The organism is Pseudomonas sp. GW821-FHT09E12, assembly GCF_059416085.1.
The window spans coordinates 193,385-220,000 of record NZ_JBWKOM010000001.1; the positions used below are offsets into that span (position 1 = coordinate 193,385).

25 protein-coding genes are annotated in these 26,616 nt (G+C 64.1%); 17 read left to right on the top strand and 8 right to left on the bottom strand.

Translation table 11 applies throughout. From position 1 onward, the window contains the following. Positions 1–30 precede the first annotated feature (30 nt). Positions 31–942 carry a 4-hydroxyphenylacetate catabolism regulatory protein HpaA gene (gene hpaA / locus AC07PQ_RS00785; RefSeq protein WP_150051694.1) on the bottom strand — a complete coding sequence of 304 codons (912 nt, stop codon included), beginning with the start codon at positions 940–942 and terminating at the stop codon, positions 31–33. A gap of 236 nt (positions 943–1,178) precedes the next feature. Between hpaA and AC07PQ_RS00790 the strand changes: the two genes are divergently transcribed. The 8 genes from AC07PQ_RS00790 to hpaI all read left to right on the top strand — a co-directional run bounded on the left by AC07PQ_RS00790 (position 1,179) and on the right by hpaI (position 8,671). Next, the gene (locus tag AC07PQ_RS00790) at positions 1,179–1,865 is read left to right on the top strand and encodes a fumarylacetoacetate hydrolase family protein (RefSeq protein WP_007923539.1); all 687 of its coding nucleotides are present in this window, start codon (positions 1,179–1,181) and stop codon (positions 1,863–1,865) included. A 9-nt stretch (positions 1,866–1,874) separates the two neighbouring features. Continuing rightward, positions 1,875–2,675: a fumarylacetoacetate hydrolase family protein gene (locus AC07PQ_RS00795; protein ID WP_007923540.1), complete on the top strand. Its 801-nt coding sequence runs from the start codon at positions 1,875–1,877 to the stop codon at positions 2,673–2,675. Beyond that, the gene (hpaE, locus tag AC07PQ_RS00800) at positions 2,676–4,136 is read left to right on the top strand and encodes a 5-carboxymethyl-2-hydroxymuconate semialdehyde dehydrogenase (RefSeq protein ID WP_493184759.1); all 1,461 of its coding nucleotides are present in this window, start codon (positions 2,676–2,678) and stop codon (positions 4,134–4,136) included. It abuts the gene before it with no gap. Positions 4,137–4,276: 140 nt separating this feature from the next. Further along, positions 4,277–5,134 carry a 3,4-dihydroxyphenylacetate 2,3-dioxygenase gene (hpaD, locus tag AC07PQ_RS00805; RefSeq protein ID WP_007923544.1) on the top strand — a complete coding sequence of 286 codons (858 nt, stop codon included), beginning with the start codon at positions 4,277–4,279 and terminating at the stop codon, positions 5,132–5,134. A gap of 76 nt (positions 5,135–5,210) precedes the next feature. Next, entirely contained in the window at positions 5,211–5,600 is a 390-nt protein-coding gene (locus tag AC07PQ_RS00810; RefSeq protein WP_087090587.1) for a 5-carboxymethyl-2-hydroxymuconate Delta-isomerase, read from the top strand. A 145-nt stretch (positions 5,601–5,745) separates the two neighbouring features. Next, positions 5,746–7,053: an MFS transporter gene (locus AC07PQ_RS00815; RefSeq protein ID WP_493184758.1), complete on the top strand. Its 1,308-nt coding sequence runs from the start codon at positions 5,746–5,748 to the stop codon at positions 7,051–7,053. 2 nt (positions 7,054–7,055) lie between these two features. Further along, the gene (hpaH, locus tag AC07PQ_RS00820; RefSeq protein ID WP_007930762.1) at positions 7,056–7,859 is read left to right on the top strand and encodes a 2-oxo-hept-4-ene-1,7-dioate hydratase; all 804 of its coding nucleotides are present in this window, start codon (positions 7,056–7,058) and stop codon (positions 7,857–7,859) included. Between the two features lie 11 nt (positions 7,860–7,870). Further along, the gene (gene hpaI, locus AC07PQ_RS00825; RefSeq protein ID WP_493184757.1) at positions 7,871–8,671 is read left to right on the top strand and encodes a 4-hydroxy-2-oxoheptanedioate aldolase; all 801 of its coding nucleotides are present in this window, start codon (positions 7,871–7,873) and stop codon (positions 8,669–8,671) included. A 190-nt stretch (positions 8,672–8,861) separates the two neighbouring features. Here hpaI and AC07PQ_RS00830 read toward each other — a convergent pair whose 3' ends face one another. Together AC07PQ_RS00830 and AC07PQ_RS00835 are read right to left on the bottom strand one after the other, a co-directional pair. Further along, the gene (locus tag AC07PQ_RS00830) at positions 8,862–10,004 is read right to left on the bottom strand and encodes a glycerate kinase (protein ID WP_493184756.1); all 1,143 of its coding nucleotides are present in this window, start codon (positions 10,002–10,004) and stop codon (positions 8,862–8,864) included. 271 nt (positions 10,005–10,275) lie between these two features. Continuing rightward, positions 10,276–11,403: a sugar diacid recognition domain-containing protein gene (locus AC07PQ_RS00835; protein WP_493184755.1), complete on the bottom strand. Its 1,128-nt coding sequence runs from the start codon at positions 11,401–11,403 to the stop codon at positions 10,276–10,278. Between the two features lie 181 nt (positions 11,404–11,584). Here AC07PQ_RS00835 and AC07PQ_RS00840 point away from each other — a divergent pair, with 181 nt between their 5' ends. Further along, complete coding sequence (locus tag AC07PQ_RS00840) at positions 11,585–12,895, top strand: MFS transporter (RefSeq protein WP_493184754.1); 1,311 nt, start codon at positions 11,585–11,587, stop codon at positions 12,893–12,895. Positions 12,896–13,110: 215 nt separating this feature from the next. Beyond that, positions 13,111–15,012: an acyl-CoA synthetase gene (locus AC07PQ_RS00845; protein WP_493184753.1), complete on the top strand. Its 1,902-nt coding sequence runs from the start codon at positions 13,111–13,113 to the stop codon at positions 15,010–15,012. 253 nt (positions 15,013–15,265) lie between these two features. Here the strand turns inward: AC07PQ_RS00845 and AC07PQ_RS00850 are convergent, their stop codons facing one another. Beyond that, on the bottom strand, positions 15,266–15,676 hold the full coding sequence (locus AC07PQ_RS00850) for a VOC family protein (protein WP_493184752.1): 411 nt from the start codon (positions 15,674–15,676) through the stop codon (positions 15,266–15,268). 161 nt (positions 15,677–15,837) lie between these two features. On the opposite strand from AC07PQ_RS00850, the gene AC07PQ_RS00855 reads away from it, so the two are divergent. From AC07PQ_RS00855 to rarD, 3 genes are all read left to right on the top strand, one after another. After that, a complete protein-coding gene (locus tag AC07PQ_RS00855; protein ID WP_493184751.1) occupies positions 15,838–16,737 on the top strand; it encodes a LysR family transcriptional regulator in 900 nt (299 codons plus the stop codon). A gap of 103 nt (positions 16,738–16,840) precedes the next feature. Continuing rightward, positions 16,841–17,848, top strand: a complete 1,008-nt coding sequence (locus AC07PQ_RS00860) for an aldo/keto reductase (RefSeq protein ID WP_493184750.1) — start codon at positions 16,841–16,843, stop codon at positions 17,846–17,848. A 186-nt stretch (positions 17,849–18,034) separates the two neighbouring features. After that, positions 18,035–18,916 carry an EamA family transporter RarD gene (gene rarD, locus AC07PQ_RS00865; protein ID WP_009044210.1) on the top strand — a complete coding sequence of 294 codons (882 nt, stop codon included), beginning with the start codon at positions 18,035–18,037 and terminating at the stop codon, positions 18,914–18,916. Positions 18,917–19,029: 113 nt separating this feature from the next. On the opposite strand, the gene hpaR is transcribed toward rarD, so the two are convergent. The 3 genes from hpaR to AC07PQ_RS00880 all read right to left on the bottom strand — a co-directional run bounded on the left by hpaR (position 19,030) and on the right by AC07PQ_RS00880 (position 21,887). Then, positions 19,030–19,452, bottom strand: coding sequence for a homoprotocatechuate degradation operon regulator HpaR (gene hpaR, locus AC07PQ_RS00870; protein ID WP_007921772.1), 423 nt, complete (start codon positions 19,450–19,452; stop codon positions 19,030–19,032). 144 nt (positions 19,453–19,596) lie between these two features. Beyond that, positions 19,597–20,673, bottom strand: a complete 1,077-nt coding sequence (gene hppD, locus AC07PQ_RS00875) for a 4-hydroxyphenylpyruvate dioxygenase (protein WP_007921770.1) — start codon at positions 20,671–20,673, stop codon at positions 19,597–19,599. 266 nt (positions 20,674–20,939) lie between these two features. Next, positions 20,940–21,887: a DMT family transporter gene (locus AC07PQ_RS00880; RefSeq protein WP_007921768.1), complete on the bottom strand. Its 948-nt coding sequence runs from the start codon at positions 21,885–21,887 to the stop codon at positions 20,940–20,942. Between the two features lie 79 nt (positions 21,888–21,966). On the opposite strand from AC07PQ_RS00880, the gene AC07PQ_RS00885 reads away from it, so the two are divergent. The 3 genes from AC07PQ_RS00885 to AC07PQ_RS00895 all read left to right on the top strand — a co-directional run bounded on the left by AC07PQ_RS00885 (position 21,967) and on the right by AC07PQ_RS00895 (position 25,112). Next, positions 21,967–22,842, top strand: coding sequence for a LysR family transcriptional regulator (locus AC07PQ_RS00885; RefSeq protein WP_007921766.1), 876 nt, complete (start codon positions 21,967–21,969; stop codon positions 22,840–22,842). 120 nt (positions 22,843–22,962) lie between these two features. Further along, the gene (locus AC07PQ_RS00890) at positions 22,963–24,501 is read left to right on the top strand and encodes an EAL domain-containing protein (RefSeq protein WP_007921763.1); all 1,539 of its coding nucleotides are present in this window, start codon (positions 22,963–22,965) and stop codon (positions 24,499–24,501) included. A 245-nt stretch (positions 24,502–24,746) separates the two neighbouring features. Further along, entirely contained in the window at positions 24,747–25,112 is a 366-nt protein-coding gene (locus tag AC07PQ_RS00895) for a histone-like nucleoid-structuring protein, MvaT/MvaU family (RefSeq protein WP_007921761.1), read from the top strand. 227 nt (positions 25,113–25,339) lie between these two features. Here the strand turns inward: AC07PQ_RS00895 and AC07PQ_RS00900 are convergent, their stop codons facing one another. Next, positions 25,340–25,867: a DUF4946 domain-containing protein gene (locus AC07PQ_RS00900; RefSeq protein ID WP_087091159.1), complete on the bottom strand. Its 528-nt coding sequence runs from the start codon at positions 25,865–25,867 to the stop codon at positions 25,340–25,342. 195 nt (positions 25,868–26,062) lie between these two features. Between AC07PQ_RS00900 and gloA the strand changes: the two genes are divergently transcribed. Next, a complete protein-coding gene (gene gloA / locus AC07PQ_RS00905; RefSeq protein WP_007921757.1) occupies positions 26,063–26,584 on the top strand; it encodes a lactoylglutathione lyase in 522 nt (173 codons plus the stop codon). Positions 26,585–26,616 lie beyond the last annotated feature (32 nt).

Sequence of the window (26,616 nt, forward strand, 5' to 3'; positions counted from 1 at the left end):
AGCGCGCTGGCGCTCCCAGCTTTTTTGCCCTCAGGACGAGGGTTTCGCCGCGCCCTGGCGCGCCCGGTATTCCCCCGGCGTCATCTTCGCGTAGCGCTGGAAGAACCGGCTGAAATACGCCGGGTCCTTGAACCCCAGCTGGTAGCAGATTTCGTTCACCGAACTGGCGGTGAACAGCAGCAGGCGCTTGGACTCCTGCATCAGGCGCTCGTACACCAGGCGTTTCGACGGCAGGTCGGCGATGCGCCGGCAGACATCGTTGAGACGCGCCTCAGTGACGCCAATCTGCCCGGCATAGCGCGACAGCGGCCAATGCTCCAGGTAGCGGGCTTCGATCAGTTCGTTGAAGCGATGGAAGATGTGCAGGTCTTCATGCCGCGCCGGGCGGGCCTTGAGGGAATTGGCCGAAAGCCTGAGCAGGCTGATCAGGATCAACCGGGTCAGGGCTTCCAGCGCCGGCGCATGCCCGGCGCCCTGCCCGGCGACTTCCTCCTGCAACTCATCGAACAGCAGCGCCAGGCGCCGCGCCTCGCCGGCGAACCCCGGGTCCAGGCGCGCCAGGGCCACGCAGGCCGGCGCCACCTGGGGGCCACTGGCCAGGCGGCTGTCGGCTTCGATCAGCTCCCACACCAGCTGCTGGCGCACGGTCAGTACGTGGCCTTCGCTGTCGGCCTCGGTGACGAAGGAATGGGCAATGGTCGGCGGCGTGAGGAAAAACATCGGCCCCGATTCCAGGTATTGCTGGTCGTCGAGGTAGACCCGCACCGCGCCGCTTTTCACGTAGTGCACCTGGAAAAACCGGTCGTGGCGGTGCACCGGCATGTTGCGGCCGAAGAAACCGGCCAGGTTGCTCAGCTTGTCGTAATGCACCTGCGAGTCGGCGTAGCGCTGGTCGTAGACCTGGCCGATGTTGATATTGGGGATCGGCTGGCGATCGCTCATGGTGGCGTGTCTCTTTTTTCGCTCGCGATGCTTTTTTATTTTCGCCCGCGGCGCTTTTATTTTTTCCTGCGGCAAGCGCCCACATCCTGCGTGATTCGCGGCCTGTTCACCAGCACGGGGCAGACAGTTGGTGATCGGCCCCTGGCCGGCGCTTGACGATCGTTAACATATTAAATATAACGTTAACACATTAACGAAATCACCTCGTCTTCCGCGATGCTCAGGAGAAAACCACAATGAGCCGTGCACTGCATGAAGTCGCCACCGGCACCCTGTTCGGCGTCGCGCTGAACTACCAGGGCCTGTTGCGCAGCCACCTGGAATCCTTCACCCAGCCGCCCTACCAGAAGCCACCGGTCAAGCCGGTGCTGTTCATCAAGACCCCCAATACGCGCAATGTCCACGGCGGCGCCGTGATCTATCCGCAAGGCGTCGAGCGCCTGCAACCCGGCCCGGCGCTGGGCGTGGTGATCGGCAAGAGCACCAGCCGGGTCAGCGTGGAAAACGCCCTGCAGCACGTGGCCGGCTACACCATCGTCAACGAGTTCAGCCTGCCGGAAGACAGCTACTACCGCCCCGCCGTCAAGGCCAAGTGCCGTGACGGTTTCTGTGCCTTCGGCCCGGAACTGGTGCCGGCGGCCCAGGTACGCGATCCCCATGAGCTGGAACTGAAGCTGTGGGTCAACGGTGAACTGCGGCAACGCAACAGCACCGCCAACCTGGTGCGCGGTATTCCCCAACTGATCGCCGAAATCAGCGAGTTCATGACCCTGCACGAGGGCGACGTGCTGATCACCGGCACCCCCGAAGGCCGCGTCGACGTCAAGCCCGGCGACCGCATCGAAGTGGAGATCAGCGGCCTGGGCCGTCTCGCCAATCACGTTGTCGCTGAAGAAATAGCCGCCGAAATTGCCGCCGAATAAGGAGCCGCCATGAAACACGCCCGCATCCGTTATCAAGGCCAGGTCCACGAGGTCGTGGTCAACGCGCCCAACAGCGTGAAACTGGCCGATGGCCGCGTGCTCGCCGAGGATCAGGTCGAGTGGCTGCCACCGGCCACCGGCAGCATGTTCGCCCTGGGCCTGAACTACGCCGACCACGCCGCCGAACTGGCCTTCAAGCCGCCAACCGAGCCGCTGGTATTCATCAAGTCCCCCGGCACCTACACCGGCCACAACCAGGTCACCTGGCGCCCGGACAACGTCGCCTACATGCACTACGAGTGCGAACTGGTGGCGGTGATCGGCAAGACCGCGCGCAACGTCAAACGCGAGGACGCCCTGGATTACCTGGCCGGCTACACGGTGTGCAACGACTACGCGATCCGCGACTACCTGGAAAACTACTACCGGCCCAACCTGCGGGTGAAGAACCGCGACGCCACCACCCCAGTCGGGCCGTGGATAGTCGACGTCGCCGACGTGCCCGAGCCGAACCGGCTGAAGCTGCGCACCTGGGTCAACGGTGAGTTGCGCCAGGAAGGCAGCACTTGCGACATGATCTTCGACATCCCCTACCTGATCGAATACCTGTCCAGCTTCATGACCCTGCAACCGGGCGACATGATCGCTACCGGCACCCCGGAAGGCCTGTCCGACGTGGTGCCCGGCGACGAAGTGGTGGTGGAAGTCGAAGGCGTCGGCCGGCTGGTCAACCGCATCGTCAGCGAGGCGGAGTTCTTCAGGATCAAGGCACAACACGACACGCAACTGGCGGCCAAGGAGCACGCATAAATGATCAAACACTGGATCAACGGCCGCGAGGTCGAAAGCCAAGACACCTTCGTCAACTACAACCCGGCCACCGGCGAGGCCATCGGTGAAGTGGCCAGCGGCGGCGCCGGGGAAATCGCCCAGGCGGTCGCGGCGGCCAAGGAAGCCTTTCCGAAATGGGCCAACACCCCGGCCAAGGAACGGGCGCGGCTGATGCGCAAGCTGGGCGAACTGATCGACCAGAACGTGCCGCACCTGGCGGAGCTGGAAACCCTCGACACCGGCCTGCCGATCCACCAGACCAAAAACGTGCTGATCCCGCGCGCCTCGCACAACTTCGACTTCTTCGCCGAGGTCTGCACCCGCATGGATGGCCACAGCTATCCGGTGGACGACCAGATGCTCAACTACACCCTGTACCAGCCGGTCGGCGTCTGCGCCCTGGTGTCGCCGTGGAACGTACCGTTCATGACCGCCACCTGGAAGACCGCGCCGTGCCTGGCGCTGGGCAACACGGCGGTGCTGAAGATGTCCGAGCTGTCGCCGCTGACCGCCAACGAACTGGGGCGCCTGGCGGTCGAAGCCGGCATTCCCAATGGAGTGCTGAACATCGTCCAGGGCTACGGCGCCACCGCCGGCGATGCCCTGGTGCGCCACCCGGACGTGCGGGCGATCTCCTTCACCGGCGGCACCGCCACCGGCAAGAAGATCATGCAGACCGCGGGGCTGAAAAAGTACTCCATGGAACTGGGCGGCAAGTCGCCGGTGCTGATCTTCGAAGACGCCGACCTGGAGCGCGCCCTGGATGCGGCGCTGTTCACCATCTTCTCGCTCAACGGCGAGCGCTGCACCGCCGGCAGCCGGATCTTCGTCCAGGAAAGCGTGTATGCGCAGTTCGTCGCCGAGTTCGCCGCCCGCGCCAAGCGCCTGATTGTCGGTGACCCGCAGGACCCGAAGACCCAGGTCGGCTCGATGATCACCCAGGCCCACTACGACAAGGTCACCGGCTATATCCGCATCGGCATCGAAGAAGGCGCCACCCTGCTCGCCGGTGGCCTGGAGCGCCCGGCCAACCTGCCGGCGCACCTGGGCCGTGGCCAGTTCATCCAGCCGACGGTGTTCGCCGACGTCGATAACAAGATGCGCATCGCCCAGGAAGAGATCTTCGGCCCGGTGGTCTGCCTGATCCCGTTCAAGGACGAGGCCGAGGCCCTGCGACTGGCCAACGACACCGAGTACGGCCTGGCCTCCTATATCTGGACCCAGGACATCGGCAAGGCCCATCGCCTGGCCCGTGGCATCGAGGCCGGCATGGTGTTCATCAACAGCCAGAACGTGCGCGACCTGCGCCAGCCGTTCGGTGGGGTCAAGGGCTCCGGCACCGGCCGCGAAGGCGGCGAGTACAGCTTCGAGGTGTTTGCCGAGATCAAGAACATCTGTATCTCCATGGGCAGCCACCACATCCCGCGCTGGGGCGTGTAAGGTTTTGAAATCCTGTAGCCGCTGCCGAAGGCTGCGCTCGTCTCGGAACGAGACGCCGCTCTTTGAAGTCCCTGCGGGACTTATCGCAGCCTGCGGCAGCGGCTACGGGCCGAACAATAAGATGTTTCAGGAGAAGCACCATGGGCGAAGTCGTCATGGCCGCCAAGGTCTGCCACGTTCCATCGATGTACCTGTCCGAACTGCCGGGCAAGCACCACGGCTGTCGTGAAGCGGCGATCGCCGGGCACAAGGAAATCGCCCGCCGCGCCCGTGAGCTGGGGGCCGACACCGCGGTGGTGTTCGACGTGCACTGGCTGGTCAACAGCGGTTACCACATCAACTGCGGCGAGCACTTCAAGGGCACCTACACCAGCAACGAACTGCCGCACTTCATCAAGAACATGGACTACGACTACCACGGCTGCCCGGAACTGGGCGAGCTGATTGCCGCCCAAGCCAATGCCGCCGATGTGCGCACCCTCGCCCACAACATCCCCAGCCTGGAGCTGGAATACGGCACCCTGGTGCCGATGCGCTACATGCACATGGACGTACCGCCGGAGCAGCATTTCAAGGTGATTTCCATCGCCGCCTGGTGTGCCTGGCACAAGCTCGAAGACAGCTTCACCTTCGGCGCCGCGGTGCGCCGGGCCATCGAGAAGAGCGACCGCAAGGTCCTGGTGCTGGCCTCAGGCTCCTTGTCGCACCGTTTCTCCGACGACCGCGAGGCCGAAGCCAACATCCACAACTGGACCCGCGAGTTCGACAAACAGATGGACCTGCGAGTGGTCGAGCTGTGGCAACAGGGGCGCTTCCGCGAGTTCTGCTCGATGCTCCCGGACTATGCCGAGCACTGCTTCGGCGAAGGCCGGATGCACGACACCGCCATGCTCCTGGGCCTGCTCGGCGGCCCCGAATACAACCGGCCGGCGGAAATCGTCACCGCGCCTTTCGGCAGCTCCGGCACCGGCCAGATCAACGCCATTTTCCCGCTCTAGGAGCCGCGCCAGCCTCGCCAACCCGGCCCTGAATTCCAGGGCTGGCCGCCGAAGGTTCACCCGCAAGGAGGATCACATGCCGCATTTCATCGCTGAATACACCGACAACATCGAGCAAGCCGCCGACCTGCCAGGGCTGTTCGAGAAGGTCCATGACTGCCTCGGGGCCAGCGGCGTGTTTCCGCTGGGTGGTATCCGCAGCCGCGGCGTGCGCCTGGACACCTGGCGCATGGCCGACGGCAAGCACGACTACGCCTTCGTCCATATGCGCCTGCAAGTCGGCGCCGGGCGCGACCTGGCGACAAGACGCAAGGTCGCCGAGGACCTGTTCGAGATCATCAAGGCGCACTTCGCCGAGCTCCAGGCCCAGCGCCTGCTGGCGCTGTCGTTCGAAATGAGCGAGCTGGATGCCGAGCTGAACTTCAAGCACAACAACGTGCATGAGTTTCTCAAGCGGCAAGCCTGACCTGTAGCCGCTGCCGCAGGCTGCGATAAGGCCGAAGGCCTTCAGCGAGCTTGAAGTCGCTGCGGCCATCCCGGCCGATCGCAGCCTTCGGCAGCGGCTACAGAGTCCGTGCCCTATCGACAAGAACAATAAAAGAGACCCGCCCATGTCCAGCTCGACCCTTGCCCTGCCCAGCGCGGTGGAGACCAACGACACCTATCGCCGGATCACCTGGCGGCTGATGCCCCTGCTGTTCACCTGCTACATCTTCGCCCACCTGGACCGCATCAACATCGGCTTCGCCAAGTTGCAGATGACCCAGGACCTGGGCTTCAGCGACAGCGTCTACGGCTTCGGCGCCGGCCTGTTCTTCATCGCCTATGCGCTGTTCGGCGTGCCCAGCAACCTGGCATTGGACCGGGTCGGGCCGCGCCGCTGGATCGCCACCCTGATGGTGGTCTGGGGCCTGCTGTCCAGCGCCATGCTGCTGGTGGACAGCGCCGCCGGCTTCTACCTGTTGCGCTTTCTGCTGGGGGTGGCCGAGGCCGGGTTTTTCCCCGGCATCCTGGTGCTGCTCAACCGCTGGTTCCCGGCCAGCCGCCGCGGCCAGGTGACCGCGCTGTTCGCCATTGCCGTGCCCATGGCCGGGGTGATCGGCGGGCCGCTGTCGGGCTGGATTCTCGAAAGTTTCCATGACCTGGGCGGGATGCGCGGCTGGCAATGGATGTTCCTGATCGAAGGCCTGCCGGTGGTCCTGCTCGGCCTGGTGGTGCTCAAGGCGCTGCCGGAAAGCATCGACAGCGTCGCTTGGCTGAGTGCCCCACAAAAGCAGCAACTGCACGCGGCCCTGAGCGAGGAAGAACAGCACAAGCCGATCACCCACTTCGCCGGCATCCTCCAGGACAAACATATCTGGCTGCTGGTGTGCATCTATTTCGCGGTGATGCTGGCGGTCAACACCATCGCCTTCTGGATGCCGACCCTGATCCACCACGCCGGCATCGCCCGCGACAGCCGCGTCGGCATGCTCAGCGCCCTGCCGTACCTGGCCGGCTGCCTGTTCATGATTGGTGTCGGCCGTTCCTCCGACCGCCTGCGCGAACGGCGCTGGCACCTCGGCGTGCCGCTGCTGATGTCCAGCCTCGGCCTGATCGTCGCAGGCGTCGCCCCGGACAACGCCTGGCTGGTGATGACCGGGCTGCTGGTGGCCGGCATGGGCGCCAGCGCCGCGCTGCCGATGTTCTGGCAACTGCCACCGGCCTTTCTCGCCAGCAACACCCAGGCCGCGGGGATCGCCCTGATCAGTTCCTTCGGCAGCATCGCCGCCTTTCTCGCGCCCTACCTGATCGGCGTGGTCCGCGACGCCACCCAGAGCGCCAGCCTCGCCCTGTATGCCCTGGCCCTGCTGATCGCCCTCGGCGCCTGGCTGGTATTGCGGGTGCCAGCCCTTATCGTCAATCCCCAGGAGAAATAACCATGCTCAGCCTTTCGGACATCCAGCAGGCCGCCGCCCGCCTCGACGCCGCCGAACGCAACCGGGAACAGATCGCCCAGCTGTCGCTGGAGTTTCCCGGCATCACCATCGAGGACGCCTACGCCATCCAGCGCAGTTGGGTGGAACACAAGATCCGCGCCGGGCGCAAGCTGGTCGGGCACAAGATCGGCCTGACCTCGCGGGCCATGCAGGTGTCGTCGAACATCACAGAACCGGACTTCGGCGCCCTGCTGGACGACATGCTGTTCGAGGAAGGCAGCGACATTGCGTTCCAGCGCTTTATCGTGCCGCGGGTCGAGGTGGAACTGGCGTTCATCCTCGGCAAGCCGCTCAAGGGCCCGAACTGCACGCTGTTCGATGTGCTCGACGCCACCGAATGGGTGATCCCGGCCCTGGAGATCATCGACGCGCGCATCCAGCAGGTCGATCCGCAAACCCAGGTCACGCGCAAGGTGTTCGACACCATCTCCGACAACGCCGCCAACGCCGGGGTAGTCATGGGCGGCCGCGCGGTGCGCCCCAACGATATCGACCTGCGCAAGGTGCCGGCGGTACTCTATCGCAACGGCGTGATCGAGGAGTCCGGGGTGTCCGCCGCGGTACTCAACCATCCGGCCAAGGGCGTGGCCTGGCTGGCCAACAAACTGGCGGCCTACGACGTCGGCCTGGAGGCCGGGCAGATCATCCTCGGCGGTTCCTTCACCCGCCCGGTGGCGGCCCGACCCGGCGATACCTTCCACGTCGACTACGATCAGCTCGGCAGCATCGCCTGCCGTTTTGTCTGAGGAGAACGCTCATGCAACTGCCGATCAATCATTTCAAGCAACGCCTGCGCCAGGACGCGCCGCAGATCGGCCTGTGGCTGGGCCTGGCCAATGCCTATTGCGCGGAGCTGGCGGCCAACGCCGGTTTCGACTGGCTGCTGCTGGACGGCGAACACGCGCCCAATGACCTCAACAGCCTGCTCGGCCAGTTGCAGGCCATCGCGCCCTACCCGGTGCAAGGCATCATTCGCCCGCCGGTGGGCGACACCGCGCTGATCAAGCAACTGCTGGACATCGGCGCCCAGACCCTGCTGATCCCCATGGTCGAAAGCATCGAGCAGGCCCGGCAACTGGTGCGCGCCATGCGTTATCCGCCCGCGGGTATTCGTGGCGTCGGCAGCGCCCTGGCCCGGGCCTCGCGCTGGAACAGCATTCCCGGTTACCTGGACCAGGCCGACGAGCAGATGTGCCTGCTGCTGCAGATCGAGAACCTCGAAGGCCTGGCCAACCTGGATGCCATCGCCGCCCTGGACGGGGTCGATGGCCTGTTTATCGGCCCGGCCGACCTCTCGGCGTCCATGGGCCATCGCGGCAACCCGGGGCATCCCGAGGTGGTCGCGGCGATCGAGGACGCCATCGCGCGCATCCGCAAAGCCGGCAAGGCGGCCGGGATCCTCAGCGCCGACCGGACATTGGCGCAGCGCTATATCGAGCTGGGGGCGAACTTCGTCGCCGTGGGAGTGGATACCACGGTGCTGATGAAGGGCTTGCAGGGCTTGCTGGGGCAGTACAAGGAGGTGGTGACGCCTACCTCGGGTGGCGGGGTCTACTAACCCCTGTAGCCGCTGCCGAGCCTGCGAGGCTGCGATCGGTCGCGTAGCGGCCGCAACGGGGCCAACGCGGTTATCCAGACCCAAAGCAATCACAGGTTTTGCGCCTGCTGCGCAGTCGATCGCAGCCTCGCAGGCTCGGCAGCGGCTACAGGTCTGCGCCTTGTAGGAGCGAGGCTTGCCCGCGATGGCCTCAGCCCTGGCGCGCCGCCAGGCGCCAGACCCGGGCGATGTCCGCAGCCCTGTCGCGCAACAGGCACGGGGCCTCGGCACAGGCCTGCTCCAGGGTCATGGGGCCGCTGGCCAGGGCAAAGGCCGCATCCACCCCGTGCTCATACATCTGCTCGTAGCCCTCGCCCAGGGTCCCGGCGATCACGATCACCGGCACCTGGTGCTGCTTGGCGATGCGCGCCACGCCAAAGGGGGTCTTGCCGCGCAGGGTCTGGGCGTCGAAGCGACCTTCGCCGGTAATCACCAGGTCCGCGCCCTGCACGGCCTCGGCCAGCCCCACCAGCTCGGCCACCACTTCCACCCCTGGACGAAACCGCGCGCCGAGGAACGCCTTGGCGGCGAACCCCAGGCCACCGGCGGCGCCGCTGCCCGGATCGTCGCGCACGTCCTTGCCCAGCACCCGCGCGGCCTGGTCGGCGAACTGGCCGAGGGCGCGGTCCAGTTGTTCGACCTGCTGCGGCGACGCGCCCTTCTGCGGGCCGAAAATTGCCGAAGCGCCGTGGGGGCCGCAGAGCGGGTTGTCGACGTCGGCGGCGATCTCGAAACGCACCTCGGCCAGGCGTGGATCGAGGTGGCTCAGGTCGACCCGCGCCACCCGCGCCAGGGCCAGGCCGCCCAGGGGCAAGGCCTGGCCATCGCGATCCAGCAGGCGCACGCCCAGCGCCTGCAAGGCACCGCTGCCGGCGTCGTTGGTGGCGCTGCCGCCGATGGCCAGGATCACCCGCCGCGCGCCGGCATCCAGGGCCGCGCGGATCAGTTCGCCGGTGCCGAGGGTGCTGCTGGTACAGGCATCGCGCTGGCCCGGCGGCACCAGTTGCAGGCCACTGGCCTCGGCCATTTCGATGATCGCGGTGTGGCTCTGCGACAGCCAGCCCCAGCGCGCCTCCACCGGCGCGCCCAGCGGTCCCTGAACCCGGGTGGTGCGCAACTGGCCCTCACAGGCATCGAGGATCGACTCCACGGTGCCTTCGCCGCCGTCCGCCATCGGGCACTGGATCAGCTGCGCGTCCGGCCACACCCGCGCCAGGCCGTCGGCGATGGCGCTGGCCACGCCAGAGGCACTCAGGCTGTCCTTGAAGGAGTCGGGGGCGATGATGATTTTCATGGGCTATCTCCGGTTCTTATGGCGCCCATGCTGCCAGTTGGCCGCGACCTTGACCCCGGTCCGCTGCACAAGTGTGGCGCGGCTTTATTGTTCATTTTCACAATAGCTGCATCGCACGCGTCTGTAGCCGCTGTCGAGCCCTGGCGAGGCTGCGCACGACCGCGCAGCGGTCGCAGAACCGCGCCACACCGATAGACAGACATACCGCGTCGCCGGGTTTACGGGGCGCTGCCCCGATCGCAGCCTACGGCAGCGGCTACAGGGCCTGGCATTACAACGGGGATGGCTCGGTCTGCGGCAACAGTTGCACCCCCAGGTACAGCGCCAGCATGCCGTCGAGCTTGAGCGGGTCGACGCCGCTGAGTTCGGCGATGCGTTCCATGCGGTAGCGCAGGCTGTTGCGGTGGATGCCCAGGGCGTCGGCGCAGGCCTGGCTCTGGCCGTCGTGGTCGCACCAGCTGCGCAGGGTCGCCAGCAGCTGGCCATTGGCATCCTTGGCGATGACCTTGCGCAAGGGGCTGAGCAACTCGTCCAGGGCATCGTCATTGCGGTGGCGCCAGAGCATCACCGGCAGGCGGAAACGATTGAGGGTCAGCAAGCGCGATTGGGGCAGCACATCACGGCCATAGGCGAGCAAGTCGCCGACCCGCCGGTAGCAACGGCGCAGCCCCGCCAGCCCGTCGGCCTGGCCGCCCACGGCAATGCGCAGGATGTTCCAGCCCAGGCTGTCGAGCTTTTCCAGCAGTCGCGGGTTATCGACACTCAGGGTCGCCGGCCGGCACCACAGCAACGAGGACTTGGCCGAGCTGACACACCAGCTGTCCGGGTAACGGGACATCAGCCAGGCACTCAGGGCCTCGACGGTCTGCGCCCCGCCCTCCTGGGGCTGGCCCAGTTCGAACAGATAAGGCGTACGCGGCAACTGCGGCTTGAGGCCCATCTGCTGCGCCTCGTCCACCAGCCGCGGCGAATCCCCACTGTCACTGAGCAACAGCGCCAGCAAGTCGTCGCAACGCTGGCGGCGCCATTGCTGTTCGGCCTGCTGGTGGCGCTGGCCCACCAGCATCTCGGCGGTCATGCGCACCAGCTCGGCATAGGTGCGCAGCAGTTCCGGCTCGCCGGTGATGCCCAGCACGCCGATCAGCCGCTGGTCGTGCAGCAGCGGCAGGTTGATCCCCGGCTGCACGCCCTTGAGGTGCTTGGCGGTCTGCGCGTCGATCTCCACCACCCGGCCGTTGGCCAGCACCAGTTGCGCGCCTTCGTGGCGGGTATTGATGCGCTCGGGCTCGCCGCTGCCAAGGATCAGGCCCTGGCTGTCCATGACGTTGACGTTGTAGGGCAGGATGGCCATCGTCCGGTCGACGATATCCTGCGCCAGGTCGTGATCCAGTTCGAACATAGCGGCGTGTTCCTAGGAAGGCGGGCTCGGGGCGATGGCGAAGGCTTGTTCACCGGCACAGGGGATGCCGGCAAAGCCTGTGCGCCGGCACAAAGACAGCGGCCCATGGGGTGACCGAGACTCTCGGGGCGATCAACGTTAACCTCGCATCGCAAAAAATCATAATAAAGAGAGACACGCCATGTCACAGAGCGCCGCTGCCACCCTGGCCACCGATGACGATAAAAACGCCGTCTACAAGCGCATCACCCTGCGCCTGATCCCCTTCATCTTCATCTGCTACCTGTTCAACTACCTGGACCGGGTGAACGTCGGCTTTGCCAAGCTGCAGATGCTCGATGCCCTGAAATTCAGCGAAACCGTCTACGGCCTGGGTGCCGGGATCTTCTTCATCGGCTACGTGCTGTGCGGCGTGCCGAGCAACCTGGCGCTGAACAAGTTCGGCCCGCGGCGCTGGATCGCGCTGATGATGATCGCCTGGGGCACGTTGTCGACCTGCCTGCTGTTCGTCACCACCCCGACCCAGTTCTACAGCCTGCGCCTGCTCACCGGCGCCGCCGAAGCCGGCTTCTTCCCCGGCGTGGTGCTGTACCTCTCGCAGTGGTTCCCGAGCTTTCGCCGCGGGCGCATCATGGCCCTGTTCATGTCGGCGATCCCGGTATCCGGCCTGCTCGGCAGCCCGTTCTCCGGCTGGATCCTCAACCACTTCGCCGCGGGCCAGGGCGGCATGGCCGGCTGGCAGTGGATGTTCCTGCTGCAGGGTATCCCCACGGTGATCCTCGGCGCCCTGGCGTACTTCCTGCTCAATGACAACTTCGCCCACGCCAAGTGGCTGAGCCCGCAGGAACGCGCGCTGCTGGAAGCCGACCAGGCCGAAGACGCCGCGAGCAAGCCACGCACCAGCGGCGACTCCCTGGCAGCGGTGTTCAAGAACCCGGCCATCTGGGCGTTCGGCCTGATCTACTTCTGCATCCAGAGTGGCGTGTACGCCATCAACTTCTGGCTGCCGTCGATCATCAAGAACCTCGGCTTCAGCGACAACCTGGTGATCGGCTGGCTCAGCGCCATTCCCTATCTGCTGGCGGCGCTGTTCATGCTGATGGTCGGGCGCTCGGCCGACCTGCGCCAGGAACGCCGCTGGCATTTGGTAGTACCGATGCTGATGGGCGCCATCGGCCTGGTGATCGCGGTCAACTTCGCCGCCAACCCGACCCTCGCCATCCTCGGCCTGACCCTCGCCACCATGGGCGCCCTCACCGGCCTGCCGATGTTCTGGCCGGTGCCGACCGCGCTGCTCAGCGCCGGCGCCGCCGCGGGGGGCCTGGCGCTGATCAACTCCATGGGCCAGATGGCCGGATTCCTCAGCCCCTACATCGTCGGCTGGGTCAAGGACAGCACCGGCTCCACCGACGCCGCGCTGTACCTGCTGGCCGGTGTCATCGTCGCGGGTAGCCTGCTGGCGCTGCGCATGACCCGCACGCTGAAACGCTGAGCCATACCTCCGAGCCTGCCACCGGGCCTGCCCTCTGGCGGGCCCGGCTTCCCGGGACAAGCCGCGGGTTTGTCACCGCCTCGCTACAAAAAGCAACAGCCGACCTCAGCGCCCCCGTGGTATATCGGACAGACGTCCGGCCGCGGCAGTTTTCCATTGGCTGGATCGATTGATGACTCCCTCGCAGACCTTACCGAAGGAAGACCCACACGATCATGACCGCGCCCATCTCCCTCGCCCGCCTCGGCGATATCCAAGCCCTCGAACAACAGCAGCCCCTGGCCCAGCGCAATCTTCCCGCCAGCACCTATGAACTGTTGCAACGCTCGGCCAGCCGTTTCGGCGAGCGCACCGCCCTGACCTTCCTGCCCCAGGGCAGCATTCAGGACCAGCCCTGGAACATCAGCTACGCCGAGTTGTTCGCCCAGGTCACCCGTACCGCCAACGCCCTGCACCGGCTGGGCATCCGCCCGGGCAAGGCGGTGTCGTTCCTGCTGCCCAACCTGCCGCAGACCCATTACGTGATCTGGGGCGGCGAGGCCGCCGGGATCGTCAACGCCATCAACCCGCTGCTAGAGCCTGCGCACATCGCCGAACTGGTCCGCGCCTCGCGCACCACGGTGCTGGTGACCCTGGCGCCCTTCCCCGGCACCGACCTCTGGCAAAAGGTCGCCAACCTGCGCGAGCGCCTGCCGGAGCTAGAGGCCATCGTCACCATCGACCTGGCCAACCTGCTGCCCGAGCCGCAACGCAGCGCGATCCAGAGCCAGCGCCCGGCGATGCCGGAAGGCGTGCTGGACTTCGACAGCCTGCTGGCCGCCTGCCCCGCCGACCACCTGGAAAGCGGCCGGGTGATCCAGCCGGACGACATCGCCTCGTACTTCCACACTGGCGGCACCACCGGCACACCAAAACTGGCGCCCCACAGCCACCTCAATGAAGTGGCGATGGCCGAGATCATCAGCCTGCACGGCGACTACGACAGCAACGATGTGCTGCTCTGCGGGCTGCCGCTGTTCCATGTCAATGGGGTGATGGTCACCGGCCTGTCCGCCTTCCACCGCGGCGCCCGGGTGCTGCTGGCCGGCCCCCAGGGCTACCGCAACCCGACCCTGATCAAGGATTTCTGGCAGTTGGTGGAGCGTTATCGGGTCAGCTGTTTCAGCGGCGTACCGACCATCTATGCCGCGTTGCTGCAAGTGCCCAATGACGGCATCGATGTCTCCAGCCTGCGTTTTGCCGTGTGTGGCGCCGCGCCCATGCCGGTGGAACTGATCCGTCAGTTCGAAGCGCGTTCGGGGCTGAAGATCATCGAGGGCTACGGCCTCACCGAAGGCACCTGCGCCACCAGTTGCAACCCCCAGGACGGCGAGCGCCGCCCCGGCTCCATCGGCCTGCGCCTGCCGTACTGCGAGGTCAAGATCGCCGTGCTCGACAGCGGCGGCCATTACCTGCGCGACGCCGCCACCGACGAACCCGGCAACGTCTGCCTACGCGGGCCGACAGTGTTCAAGGGTTATCTGCAGGCCGACAAGAACCAGGGCCTGTGGCTCGACGGCGGCTGGTTCAACACCGGTGACCTGGGGCGCATCGACCGGGACGGCTACATCTGGCTGACCGGACGCAGCAAGGACCTGATCATCCGCGGCGGCCACAACATCGACCCGCAGATGATCGAAGAAGCCCTGCACCGCCATCCGGCCGTGGCCATGGCCGCGGCGGTGGGCAAGCCGGATATCAAGGCCGGCGAGCTGCCGGTGGTGTACGTCCAGCTCAAGGCCGGCGCCAGCGCCGACCCGGCCGAATTGCTGGAGCACGCCGCGCGGCATATCCATGAACGGGCCGCGCTGCCCAAGGACGTCTGGCTGCTCGAGCAGATCCCCTTGACGGCCGTGGGCAAGACCTTCAAGCCGGCCCTGCGCCTGGACGCCATTCGCCGGGTGTTCGAAGACGAGGTGCGCCAGGTTGCCGAGGGCATCCGCGTCGAAGCCCTCAGCGACGAGCGCCACGGGCAACGGGTGGACATCCATGTGCCCGGCCTGGATGCCACCCGCCGTGCCGCCCTGGAGCAGCGTCTGAGCGGTTATGCGGTGCGCTACCAGTTGCATTCGGCCTGAATTGCCGGCGGCCCCGGCCATCGGGGTCGCCGCGCTTCAAGGCATTCACCTGTAGCCGCTGCCGCAGGCTGCGATCGGTTTGGGCGGCACTCCGTGCGAAGCAGCCGTGACCGGAGAGAAGCCGTTTTGCTGACAGACCGCGTCATGGTTGATGGCGAGTCCTGCGGCCTCGATCGCAGCCTGCGGCAGTGGCTACAGTTTCGGCTTCTGCGCTGACGGATGCTTGCGCCCCCCGTATTGGCGCGGCCATGTTTCAGGCCGGCGCGCCGCCATCCGCCGCATAGCGATACCCCGGATGCAGGTCGGGGCTCGCCGGTGCATCCAGTTCCAGCACCAGGCCACCCGGTATCTGCACGAAAATCTGCCAGGTGCCGTCCTGCGGTACTTGCGCCACCTGATGCGGCAGGCCGCTGGCCTGGACCCTCTGCAATACCTGAGCGGCATCCTCCTCGGTCCTGAAGGCGATATGGCTGAGCGCGGTCTCGGCGAAGGTCGGTTGTTCGATCACATGCACCAGCGCCTGCCCGTCCTGGTACAACCAGCGTCCGGGAAAGGGAAACGGCGGGCGCCGTCCAGCCTGCAGCCCGAGCAGGGCCTGGAATGCCTGCTGCAAGGCATCGCCCTCGGCGGTGTTGAAGGCCAGATGGTCGAAGTGCCAGGTCATGACACACCTCCGCCACCGATGACGGCGGTGCGATCCGGCAAGAACGTACTGAGCGTTTTCATGGGGTCACCCTGGTGCGATGGAAGTGACTGCATATTCTCAGCTTGATAATCGAGGAAAAATCCCGGTAAAACGCAAAGATCTTTAAAGGATTTTTAGCAATGAGCTCGATTCTCGACCTTGAAGTCTTCGTCCGTACCGCCGATTCCGGCAGCATTTCCGCCGCCGCCCGCAGCCTGGAATTGACCCCCGCCGCCGCCAGCATCGCCCTCAAGCGCCTGGAAACCCGCCTGGGCATGCGCTTGCTGGCGCGTTCGACCCGCAGCATGCGCCTTACCGAAGAAGGCCGGCGCTACCTGGACAGCGTGCGCGTGGCGCTGGCGGCCCTGGCGGAGGGCGAACAGGCGTTGAAGCAACAGAGCCAGGGCCTCAGCGGCGTGCTGCAACTGGCGGCGCCGTCGGACTTCGGGCGCAACCTGCTGCTGCCCTGGCTGGACGACTTCAAGCGCGAACACCCGCATATCCGCCTGCAACTGTTGCTCAACGACCGGCACAACGACCTGTTCCGCGAGACCGTCGACGTCGCCCTGCGCTTCGGCGTGCCCAGCGATTCCAGCCTGGTGGCCCTGCCGATCCTGCCCCGGCATCACCGGCTGGCTTGTGCCAGCCCCGATTACCTGGCGCGCCACGGTACCCCGCAGACACCCGCCGAACTGGGCGAGCACAGTGCCCTGATCTATCTGCGCAACGGTCGCCCCTACAACAGCTGGCATTTCAGCCGCGACGGCGAGGTGCAGGAGGTCCAGGTGCGCGGCGACTACCTCAGCGACGACGGCGAAGTGGCGCGGCGCTGGGCCCTGGCCGGCCATGGCATCGCTTACAAGGCCTGGCTGGATGTGGCCAGCGATATCCGCGCCGGGCGCCTGGTGCCCCTGCTCGGCGACTGGCAAGGCGAAAGCGTGCCGCTCAACCTGCTGTGCCCGCACCGTTTGCAGGTCTCGGAACGGGTGAAGGTGCTGCAACGCTTTTTGCAGGCCCGCTGCCAGCTGCTGGCCGGATAATTCAGATTGCCCCCTACGCCCGTTCTGGTATTTGATGGGCGTCCCATGACCGGTCGCTGGCCGTTGTCGCGCCGGCCTTACCTCACGCACAAGGATTTCGTACATGAGCTATCGCATCCTCGGCCATTCCGGGCTGCACGTGTCCCCCCTGACCCTCGGCACCATGATGTTCGGCGAACAGACCAGTACCGAGGACTCCCTGCGCATCATCGACAAGGCCTGGGACCAGGGCATCAATTTCATCGACACCGCCGACGTCTACACCAGCGGCCGCTCCGAAGAGATCGTCGGCGAAGCCATCGCCAGCCAGCGTGACCAATGGGTGCTGGCGACCAAGGTCGGCTTCGGCCCCGTCGATGGCGTGCCCAACCGCAGCGGCCTGAGCCGCAAGCACATGTTCAATGGCATCGACGCCAGCCTGACCCGCCTGGGCACCGATTACATCGACATCTACTACCTGCACCGCGAAGACCACAACACGCCGCTGGAAGTCACGGTGTCGGCCATCGGCGACCTGCTGCGCCAGGGCAAGATCCGCTACTGGGGCCTGTCCAACTACCGCGGCTGGCGCATCGCCGAGGTGATCCGCGTCGCCGACCGGCTCGGCGTCGACCGGCCGGTGATCAGCCAACCGCTGTACAACATCGTCAACCGCCAGGCCGAGACCGAACAGATCACCGCGGCCCAGGCCTACGGGCTCGGCGTGGTGCCCTACAGCCCGCTGGCCCGTGGCGTGCTCAGCGGCAAGTACGCGCCGGATGCCGCCCCCGACAGCAACAGCCGCGCCGGGCGCCAGGACAAACGCATCCTGGAAACCGAATGGCGCGTCGAGTCGCTGCGCATCGCCCAGCAGATCCAGCAGTACACCCAGGGCCGCGGGGTCGGTATGGTCGAGTTCGCCATCGCCTGGGTGCTGAACAATGCCGCGGTCAGCTCAGCAATCGTCGGCCCGCGCACCGAGGAACAGTGGGACACCTACACCAAGGCGCTGGACGTGAAGATCAGCGCCGAGGATGAAGCCTTCATCGACTCGCTGGTCACCCCGGGGCATGCCTCGACCCCGGGCTTCAACGACGTCAGCCACTTCGTCTCCGGACGCACGCCACGCTGACCTCCCCCACAGCGGTGGCCCCTTCCGCGGGCCACCTGCTGCCGCGCTGCCGGTCAGTGGCGGCAAACGGGATATTTTCCCGTAACTTGCGATAAATCCGAGTAAACGTCTCGCGCCAAACCCTCTATATTCCCCGCAGTTTTTCCCTCCATCCCATTTGCCTGGTTCAGGTCACACGAGGACAGCTTGTCTAAAGGTATTGCTCTATCGGTCTTGGCGTCGGTGCTGTTTGCCGTCATGTATTTCTACACCTCCTTGCTGGCCCCGCTGACCGGGGTGGAGATTTTCGGCTGGCGCATGCTGCTTACCGCCCCATGCATGACGGTATTCATGCTGGTGAGCGGCGAATGGCGGCATGTCGGCGCGATCCTCAAGAGACTGCTGGGCCAACCGCTTCTGCTGCTGGCGCTGCCGCTGTCCGCGGCGCTGCTCGGGGTGCAGCTGTGGCTGTTCATGTGGGCACCGTTGAATGGCTACAGCCTGGATGTGTCGCTGGGGTATTTTTTGTTGCCGCTGACCATGGTCCTGACCGGGCGCATCGTCTATGGCGAACAGCTGTCGCGGCTGCAAAAGATCGCCGCCGGCCTGGCGACCCTGGGGGTGCTCAACGAGCTATATCAGGTGGGCAGTTTTTCCTGGGCGACGCTCGTGGTGGCCATCGGTTATCCCGTCTATTTCGTGCTACGCAAACGCCTGGCCGCCGACAACCTGGGCGGCCTGTGGCTCGATATGGCCCTGCTGCTGCCGATCGCGCTGTGGTTCGTGCAAGGCGGCGAGCAGGGTTTTGCCGTGGTCGATCAACACCCCTGGCTGTACCTGCTGATTCCGTTGCTGGGGTTGATCAGTGCTTCGGCGCTGGTGGCCTATATCATCGCCAGCCGCCTGCTGCCCTTCAGCCTGTTCGGCTTGTTGAGCTATGTCGAACCGGTGTTGCTGCTGGCCGTGGCCCTGCTGCTGGGGGAAAGCATCAAGGCTGGGGAATGGCTGACCTACCTGCCGATCTGGCTGGCGGTGCTGGTGCTGGTGTACGAGGGGTTCAAGCACTTGATGCGTCAGCGCAGAAGCTGACGCGGCTGTTGCTGTTGTAGGAGCGAAGCTTACTCGCGATGAATGCGACCCGGATCACCTGTTGCTCCGAGTTGTCGGCATCGCGGGCAAGCCTCGCTCCTACGGAAGATGGGTCAGGGTTTGATCTGCTTCAGTTCGTTGAGCAGGGCCAGCAAGGCCTGCATCTTCTCCTCGCCGAACTGCTGCTGGATGCGCTGGTAGTTGATTTCCATGTCGCCGCTCATGGACTCGAAACAGGCCTCGCCCTTTTCCGTCAGGGTGATGAACAGCCGGCGCTGGTCCTCGGGGGATTTGCGCCGGCTGACGTATTCGTCGCGCTCCAGGCGGGTCAGCACGCCGGTCATGCTCGGCGGCAGGATGCAGGCCATTTTCGCCAGTTGATGACTTTCCAGTTCGCCGTTCTGGCGCAGGATGCGGATCACCCGCCACTGCTGCTCGGTCAGGTCGTGCTGGTTGAGGGATGGGCGAAAAAACGCCATGGCCGCTTCGCGGGCCTGGAGCAGGGTCAATGTCAGGGAAGGTCTTGGGTTGGTCATGTGCGGGTCGTTCACAGGGCTGGATGGCGACGCGGAGCGCCACAAAGGCCGAACATTAACACATTCACAATCGCCAACCGACAGGCAAGAAAAAGCCCGGTCGAGAATTCCCCGACCGGGCTCGATTGTCAGGCAGGATGCGACTTAGTCGGTGGACAGCACGCCACGACGGACCTGGTCGCGCTCGATCGATTCGAACAGTGCCTTGAAGTTGCCTTCGCCGAAACCATCGTCGCCTTTACGCTGGATGAATTCGAAGAACACCGGGCCCATCAGGGTTTCCGAGAAGATCTGCAGCAGCAGGCGCTTGTCGCCCTCTTCCGAGGAACCGTCCAGCAGGATGCCCCGCGACTGCAGCTCGTTCACCGGCTCGCCGTGGTTCGGCAGGCGGCCTTCGAGCATTTCGTAGTAGGTATCCGGTGGCGCGGTCATGAAGCGCATGCCGATCTTCTTCAACTGATCCCAGGTCTTGATCAGGTCGTCGGTGAGGAAGGCCACGTGCTGGATGCCCTCGCCGTTGAACTGCATCAGGAACTCTTCGATCTGCCCGGCGCCCTTGGACGACTCTTCGTTCAGCGGGATGCGGATCATGCCATCGGGCGCGGTCATGGCCTTGGAGGTCAGGCCGGTGTATTCGCCCTTGATGTCGAAGTAACGGATCTCGCGGAAGTTGAACAGCTTCTCGTAGAAGCCGGCCCAGTAAGCCATGCGCCCGCGGTACACGTTGTGGGTCAGGTGGTCGATGATCTTCAGGCCGGCGCCTTTTGGATGACGGTCGACGCCTTCCAGGAACACGAAGTCGATGTCATAGATCGAGCTGCCTTCGCCGAAGCGGTCGATCAGGTACAGCGGCGCGCCGCCGATGCCTTTGATCGCCGGCAGGTTCAGCTCCATCGGGCCGGTTTCGATGTGGATCGGCTGGGCACCGAGCTCCAGGGCACGCTTGTAGGCCTTTTGCGAATCCTTGACGCGGAACGCCATGCCGCACACCGACGGACCGTGCTCGGCGGCGAAGTACGAAGCGACGCTGTGAGGCTCGTTGTTGAGGATCAGGTTGATCGCGCCCTGGCGATACAGGTGCACGTCTTTGGAGCGGTGGGTCGCGACTTTGCTGAAACCCATGATCTCGAAGATCGGCTCGAGGGTATTGGGGGTAGGCGATGCGAATTCGATGAATTCAAAGCCCATCAGGCCCATCGGGTTTTCGAAGATATCTGCCATGGTTGGCGCCTCATCATGCTTTTAGAATCAATAGCTTGGAATTAACGGATCGTTAGTTGCTAGCAATGCTGAGGCAGGCAGGTGGCGCGCAAGAGATGCCCCGCACGCTGCGCGCGAGGAAGTCACCGTAAATCAGTTGAAACCCGAGAATCTTCATGTCGACCCTTGTCTTACCGGCTGGGGGGCGAGGCTTCTGCTGCCAGAAGACTTTATTATTGTATGCGTAACCAGATTCTACACAGCGTAAAACTATTTGTCCGCACTCTCTATAAAATCCGCTTTTTTTCCAGGCTCGCAAGGGGTTTGTTGCACTGGTAAATGCCCCACAGGATCAACCCGCCGCCCAGGCACATGGCCAGGCTCAGACGCTCGTCCAGCAGCAGCGCGCCAAGGATCACCGCGGTCAGCGGATTGAGCGCGATAAACACCCCCGAGCGGGTCGCGCCGATCTTGCGCAGGCCGTCGTAATACCAGATATACGCCAGGGCCGAGCCCAGCACGCCGAGGTACAGCAGGCTCAGGCCCTGCTCCAGGGTCAGGCTCGACAGCGCTTCGAACCGTACCTCGCCGCGCAGGGCCGCGGTGCTGCAGAGCATTGCCGTGCCCAGCAGGATCGAATAGGTCACGGTCTGCAAGGGGCCCAGGGTCTGGTTCAGGGTGCGCGAAAACAACGAATAGACGCCCCAGCCCAGCACGCAGCCGAAAATCAGCAGGTCCCCGCGCCAACTGCCCGGCCCGCTGGAGAAGGCCCCCGGGTCGCGGCTAAGGATCACCACCCCCGCTCCCCCCAGGCACAAGGCAATGCCGAACAGCTTGGCGCCACTCAAGCGCTCCTTGAACAGCGCCCAGGATGCCAGGGCGATCACCGCCGGATTGAGGGCGACGATCAACGAGGCACGCGAGGCATTGATCGACTGCAGGCCCTCGAAGAAACACAGGTTGTAGAAAAAGATCCCGAAAAAACCCAGCAGTGCCAGCTGGGCGAACTGCGCCAGGCTCGGGCGCACCATGGCAATCCGGGCGATCGCCATGAACAGTAGCAAGGCCAGGCTGGCCAGGAGAAAACGCAGGCTGGCGGCCAGCAAAGGCTCCAGGGTGCCGGCCAGCAGGCGCCCGGCGACGAAGGTGCCGCCCCAGATCATGGTGACCGCCGCCAGTTTGCAATACACCGGCCAATCGGAAGGCCCGGCACAGGTTTGATCGACAGTTTTCATAAGGCCCCGAGGCGCGGATAAAGGAAGGTTCGGGTATTCTTCGGCTAATGCCCGATCATCGTAAAATGAGCTTTTACTCATGACCCTGAGCCAACTGCAGATCTTCTCCCTGGTGGCCGAGCTCCGCGGTTTCACCAGCGCCGCCAGCCGGCTGGGCATCAGCCAATCCGCGGTGTCCCACGCGCTCAAGTCCCTGGAGCAGGAGTTGGGGGTCGAGCTGATCCGCCGACATCAGTCGCTGGTGGAGCTCACCGATATCGGCCAGCAATTGTTGCTGCGGGCCCGCGCCATCCTCGGCCTGGCCGCCACCATGGAACAGGAAGCCGCCGATGCCCGCGGCATGAAACGCGGCACCTTGCGCATCGGCTCGTTCGGCCCGACTTCGTCGATGAAACTGCTGCCGGCAATCCTCCAGCGTTACCGCCAGGCCCATCCCGGTATCGAGGTGCACATCGACGAGGGGCCCGACCGCCAGGTACTGCAATGGCTGGAGGAACGGCGCATTGATGTCGGTTTCGTGGTACTGCCCCAGGAACGCTTCGATTGCTTCGCCCTGGTGGAAGACCAGATGGTGGCGCTGATCCCCAGCCAGCATGGGCTGGCCAGCAAGGACTCGGTGAGTCTCGCCGAGCTGTGCGACGACCCGTTCATCCTCACCGAGGCCGGTTCCGCCGAACTGGTTTCCCGGCTGTTCCTCGCGGCCAGGCTCAGCCCCAACATCCGCTATCGCAGCTCGCAACTGCTCAGCACCCTGGAGACCGTGGCCCGCGGCGAGGCCCTGACCCTGGTCGCACAATTGTCGCTGCCCGAGGCCAGCGACCCGCGCTACCTGATCAAGCCGCTGTCACCTCCCGCCCGGCGCCAGGTAGGGCTGGCGGTGCTGGACCGGCGGCAATCGTCACCAGCGACCCTGGCCTTTATCGAGCAGGCACGGAGTCTGTATCGCGGTGACTGAGCGCAACCCGGAGGCGCCGTCTATCATGCCCATGGACCGGATGCCGCCGGACCTGCCGCCATACCGCCCAGCGGCTTTTGAGCGTTCTCTGGCCCCCACTTCGCCACAGGTTTTTCCTCCATGCCATTGACCGCCAAAGGCCCGTTGAAACGCTCCACCCGCAACCTGCGAACCCTGCTGATCGGCTTGCTGCCGGTGGTGCTGGGCGTGGCGATCCTTTATATGCAGGCCGAACGCGCGCTGACTCACAGCAGCCAGCAGACTGCCGAGGAAGCGATCCGCCAGTTCGACCTGATGCTCGATAACGCCGACCTCGCCGCCCGGGCACTGATGGCGCAAGTCGGCCAGCCCTGCGACGACTTCCGGCAACTGGCCCTGCGCGAACAGGTGACCCGCCGCCCGTTCGTGCGCTCGACCAATCTGGTGTGGCGCAATGACAATTACTGCAGCTCGCTGCTCGGCCCATCCTCGTTCCTACTGGACCCGGCGGACTATGTCGACGGCAAGTTGTGGTTGATGGACGGCAACCAGGTCACGCCCAACACCGCGCTGCTGGTCTATCGCCTGCAAGAGGGTGAACGCGCGGTCCTGGCCACCATCGACGGCTATCACCTGAGCAACGCCTTGCGCCTGATCAGCCGCTTTGCCGAACTGCAACTGCAAGTCGGCCCCTACTGGCTGGCCGACGATGGCCAGGTCCATGAATCCATCGCTCCGCCGCCTCCGGTCACCCCTTATCAGATGGCCTCTTCGCGCTACCCCTACAGCGTCAATGTGGGGTTCCCCGAAGGCGATATCTGGCTCTACATGAAGTCCCAGTACCCTGCCCTGTTCAGCCTGCTGATCTTCTTCGGGGTGCTGGCGGCGGCCCTTGGCCACTGGCTGCAAAAACGCTCGTCGTCGCCCAGCCATGAACTGCAGCGCGCCCTGGAAGCGGCGGAGTTCATTCCGTACTTCCAGCCCGTGGTGCGCGGCGACACGAAACAGTGGGCCGGCATCGAAGTGCTGATGCGCTGGAAACATCCCCGGGAAGGCCTGGTGCGTCCGGACCTGTTCATTCCCTTTGCCGAGCATTCCGGCCTGATCGTGCCCATGACCCGTTCGCTGATGCAGCAGACCGCCCTGCTGCTGGCGCCTCACGCCCATACCTTCATCGACGACTTTCATATCGGCATCAATATCACCGCCAGCCATTGCCAGGACCTGGAGTTGCTGGAGGATTGCCGGCAGTTTCTCGGCATGTTCCCGCCGGGCAAGGTGAAGCTGGTCCTGGAACTGACCGAACGCGAACTGATAGAACCGACCGCGATCACCCACAGCCTGTTCGAGGAACTGCACAAGTTGAGGGTAATGATCGCCATCGACGACTTCGGTACCGGCCATTCAAGCCTGGGTTACTTGCGCAAGTTCAATGTCGATTACCTGAAGATCGATCAGAGCTTCGTGGCCATGATTGGAGTCGACGCCCTGTCCCGGCACATACTCGACAGCATCATCGAACTCTCGGGCAAGCTCGAACTGGGGATAGTCGCCGAGGGCGTGGAAACAGTGGAACAACAGGACTATCTGGCCGCCCACGGCGTCGACTTCCTGCAGGGCTACTTATTCGGCAGGCCAATGCCCGGGGAAGAATTCCTACAAGCACTGGCGCGCCACTAAATAGCCATTTTTCATGAAGATTTATTGAACTCGGTAATTGTTTCGCGCACCAATTTGAATCAGAAGATGACAAATTGCGTGCATCAACAACGACGTGATTTACTTGCGCCAGATTAACTACTACAATTTTTCAAGCCTGTACAAGATTCACAGGTGGGCCATTATAATCGAGTCGTTCTAAGGCTCTTGGCTTATAGCTTTGTTTGCGGTTGGTATCAGCCAAATACACTATTGGAGTAAAGATATTGTCCAGACTCGCTGAATTTCGTGCAGCAGAAAAGGCCCTTCAAGAACAGCTCGCCCAGCTGGAATCCCTGAAGAACGACGCCGGACTCAAGAAAGAAATCGAGTTCGAAGAAAAGCTCCAGGGCCTGATGAAGACCTACGGCAAAAGCCTGCGCGACATTATCGCCATTCTCGATCCTAATCCGGGCAAATCCGCTCTGCCGCTCTCGGGCGCGCCGAAAACCCGTCGTGCACGCGTGGTCAAGGTTTACCAGAACCCGCACACCGGCGAGTTGATCGAAACCAAGGGCGGCAATCACCGTGGCCTTAAAGCCTGGAAAGAACAGTACGGCGCCGCCACTGTAGATTCCTGGCTGCGCGGTTAAGCAACCGATGTATATAAAAGACCCTGCCAATGCAGGGTCTTTACCTTTAAGCCAAGGCTCTTTGTTTCGAAATCGAATAAGTTGCGGCCCATAGATTGCCTGAGCGGCCATAAACACCCAGTCGGAACTGCACCTGCCTACCAATCCCCCTGCTTGATCCTACAACTTTGTACTTAGTTCAAAGGCGCGAACCACGCCGATCGACGTAGGACAATCGCCCCCCTCCACTAAAGTTTCAGGCTACTTCGCACCCCGCGGATTTCCTCTTGGCTTTCGGCATAAATCGCAGCCTGTCCGGCATAAGACAAAACATAGGCCTTATCGCCATCGACAGCCGCCACCAGTGTTTGCGACAACACATGACGGCCGTTTTCGGTAATGGTGCAAGTGGTTTCCAGCGCCACCAGACGACTCAATGTCGTGTCATGAATACGCGTGCATACACTTTGATAACCGCCGCGCCCGAAGTCCTTCTGCACCGACTTGCGCATTTCCAGCAAGACCGCCTGCAGATTGACCTGATGTCCGCTTTCAACTTGAGTCATGGTCAACTCCATGACCATCAGCGGCGTGCCGCCGGCATCGTTCTTCACCGCGCGCTGGCGGAATACCTTGGCCGGTTGTTCTTGCGCCTGTGGCAACTCTTCGATCTGCCAGCCGCTGGGCCAGGTGATCACCGGGTCCGCCGCCTCGGCCAGGGCCGGAACCAGAAGCCAGGGTGCAAGCAGACACAGGGTTTTGAACGATAAGCGCATGGTCATGAACACGTAAGGGACGAGCCTTGAAGTCTGAGGCTGGCACGAGTATCGAGCAACAGATTCGTAGCTTTGTGTTTGGTGCGCCTTGCCGCTCTTGCGTATCATTACCCGACCGCAAGGACGCCCGAAGCCCTGCAAGCCAAGGGGCTCATTAGCATGAGTGTTCTTGCCCACTTCTTTTCCGGAGGGCCCATGAGCCTGCACGAACTCAATACTTTCCCCGGCGTAACCGCCCAGCCTGACACCGCCACCGCCAACTTCGTGTTCAACCACACCATGCTGCGGGTCAAGGACATCACCAGGTCCCTGGACTTCTACACCCGGGTCCTGGGTTTCTCGCTGGTGGAAAAACGCGACTTCCCCGAAGCCGAATTCAGCCTGTACTTCCTCGCCCTGGTGGACAAGGCGCAGATCCCCGCCGACGCCGCGGCCCGTACCGAGTGGATGAAGTCGATCCCCGGCATCCTCGAGTTGACCCACAACCACGGCACCGAGAACGATGCGGACTTCGCCTATCACAACGGCAACACCGACCCGCGCGGCTTTGGCCATATCTGCATTTCGGTGCCGGATATCGTCGCCGCCTGCGAGCGCTTCGAAGCCCTGGGCTGCGATTTCCAGAAGCGCCTGAACGACGGCCGCATGAAGAGCCTGGCCTTTATCAAGGACCCGGACGGCTACTGGGTTGAAATCATCCAGCCGGCACCGCTGTAACTCGCGCTTCCTGCGGGAGCGGGACGCGCCCA

Excerpts from the sequence above, each read along its gene's own strand:
- hpaA (WP_150051694.1), bottom strand. The coding sequence starts at position 942 with ATGAGCGATCGCCAGCCGATCCCCAATATCAACATCGGCCAGGTCTAC.
- AC07PQ_RS00790 (WP_007923539.1), top strand. The coding sequence starts at position 1,179 with ATGAGCCGTGCACTGCATGAAGTCGCCACCGGCACCCTGTTCGGCGTC.
- AC07PQ_RS00795 (WP_007923540.1), top strand. The coding sequence starts at position 1,875 with ATGAAACACGCCCGCATCCGTTATCAAGGCCAGGTCCACGAGGTCGTG.
- hpaE (WP_493184759.1), top strand. The coding sequence starts at position 2,676 with ATGATCAAACACTGGATCAACGGCCGCGAGGTCGAAAGCCAAGACACC.
- hpaD (WP_007923544.1), top strand. The coding sequence starts at position 4,277 with ATGGGCGAAGTCGTCATGGCCGCCAAGGTCTGCCACGTTCCATCGATG.
- AC07PQ_RS00810 (WP_087090587.1), top strand. The coding sequence starts at position 5,211 with ATGCCGCATTTCATCGCTGAATACACCGACAACATCGAGCAAGCCGCC.
- AC07PQ_RS00815 (WP_493184758.1), top strand. The coding sequence starts at position 5,746 with ATGTCCAGCTCGACCCTTGCCCTGCCCAGCGCGGTGGAGACCAACGAC.
- hpaH (WP_007930762.1), top strand. The coding sequence starts at position 7,056 with ATGCTCAGCCTTTCGGACATCCAGCAGGCCGCCGCCCGCCTCGACGCC.
- hpaI (WP_493184757.1), top strand. The coding sequence starts at position 7,871 with ATGCAACTGCCGATCAATCATTTCAAGCAACGCCTGCGCCAGGACGCG.
- AC07PQ_RS00830 (WP_493184756.1), bottom strand. The coding sequence starts at position 10,004 with ATGAAAATCATCATCGCCCCCGACTCCTTCAAGGACAGCCTGAGTGCC.
- AC07PQ_RS00835 (WP_493184755.1), bottom strand. The coding sequence starts at position 11,403 with ATGTTCGAACTGGATCACGACCTGGCGCAGGATATCGTCGACCGGACG.
- AC07PQ_RS00840 (WP_493184754.1), top strand. The coding sequence starts at position 11,585 with ATGTCACAGAGCGCCGCTGCCACCCTGGCCACCGATGACGATAAAAAC.
- AC07PQ_RS00845 (WP_493184753.1), top strand. The coding sequence starts at position 13,111 with ATGACCGCGCCCATCTCCCTCGCCCGCCTCGGCGATATCCAAGCCCTC.
- AC07PQ_RS00850 (WP_493184752.1), bottom strand. The coding sequence starts at position 15,676 with ATGACCTGGCACTTCGACCATCTGGCCTTCAACACCGCCGAGGGCGAT.
- AC07PQ_RS00855 (WP_493184751.1), top strand. The coding sequence starts at position 15,838 with ATGAGCTCGATTCTCGACCTTGAAGTCTTCGTCCGTACCGCCGATTCC.
- AC07PQ_RS00860 (WP_493184750.1), top strand. The coding sequence starts at position 16,841 with ATGAGCTATCGCATCCTCGGCCATTCCGGGCTGCACGTGTCCCCCCTG.
- hpaR (WP_007921772.1), bottom strand. The coding sequence starts at position 19,452 with ATGACCAACCCAAGACCTTCCCTGACATTGACCCTGCTCCAGGCCCGC.
- hppD (WP_007921770.1), bottom strand. The coding sequence starts at position 20,673 with ATGGCAGATATCTTCGAAAACCCGATGGGCCTGATGGGCTTTGAATTC.
- AC07PQ_RS00880 (WP_007921768.1), bottom strand. The coding sequence starts at position 21,887 with ATGAAAACTGTCGATCAAACCTGTGCCGGGCCTTCCGATTGGCCGGTG.
- AC07PQ_RS00885 (WP_007921766.1), top strand. The coding sequence starts at position 21,967 with ATGACCCTGAGCCAACTGCAGATCTTCTCCCTGGTGGCCGAGCTCCGC.
- AC07PQ_RS00890 (WP_007921763.1), top strand. The coding sequence starts at position 22,963 with ATGCCATTGACCGCCAAAGGCCCGTTGAAACGCTCCACCCGCAACCTG.
- AC07PQ_RS00900 (WP_087091159.1), bottom strand. The coding sequence starts at position 25,867 with ATGCGCTTATCGTTCAAAACCCTGTGTCTGCTTGCACCCTGGCTTCTG.
- gloA (WP_007921757.1), top strand. The coding sequence starts at position 26,063 with ATGAGCCTGCACGAACTCAATACTTTCCCCGGCGTAACCGCCCAGCCT.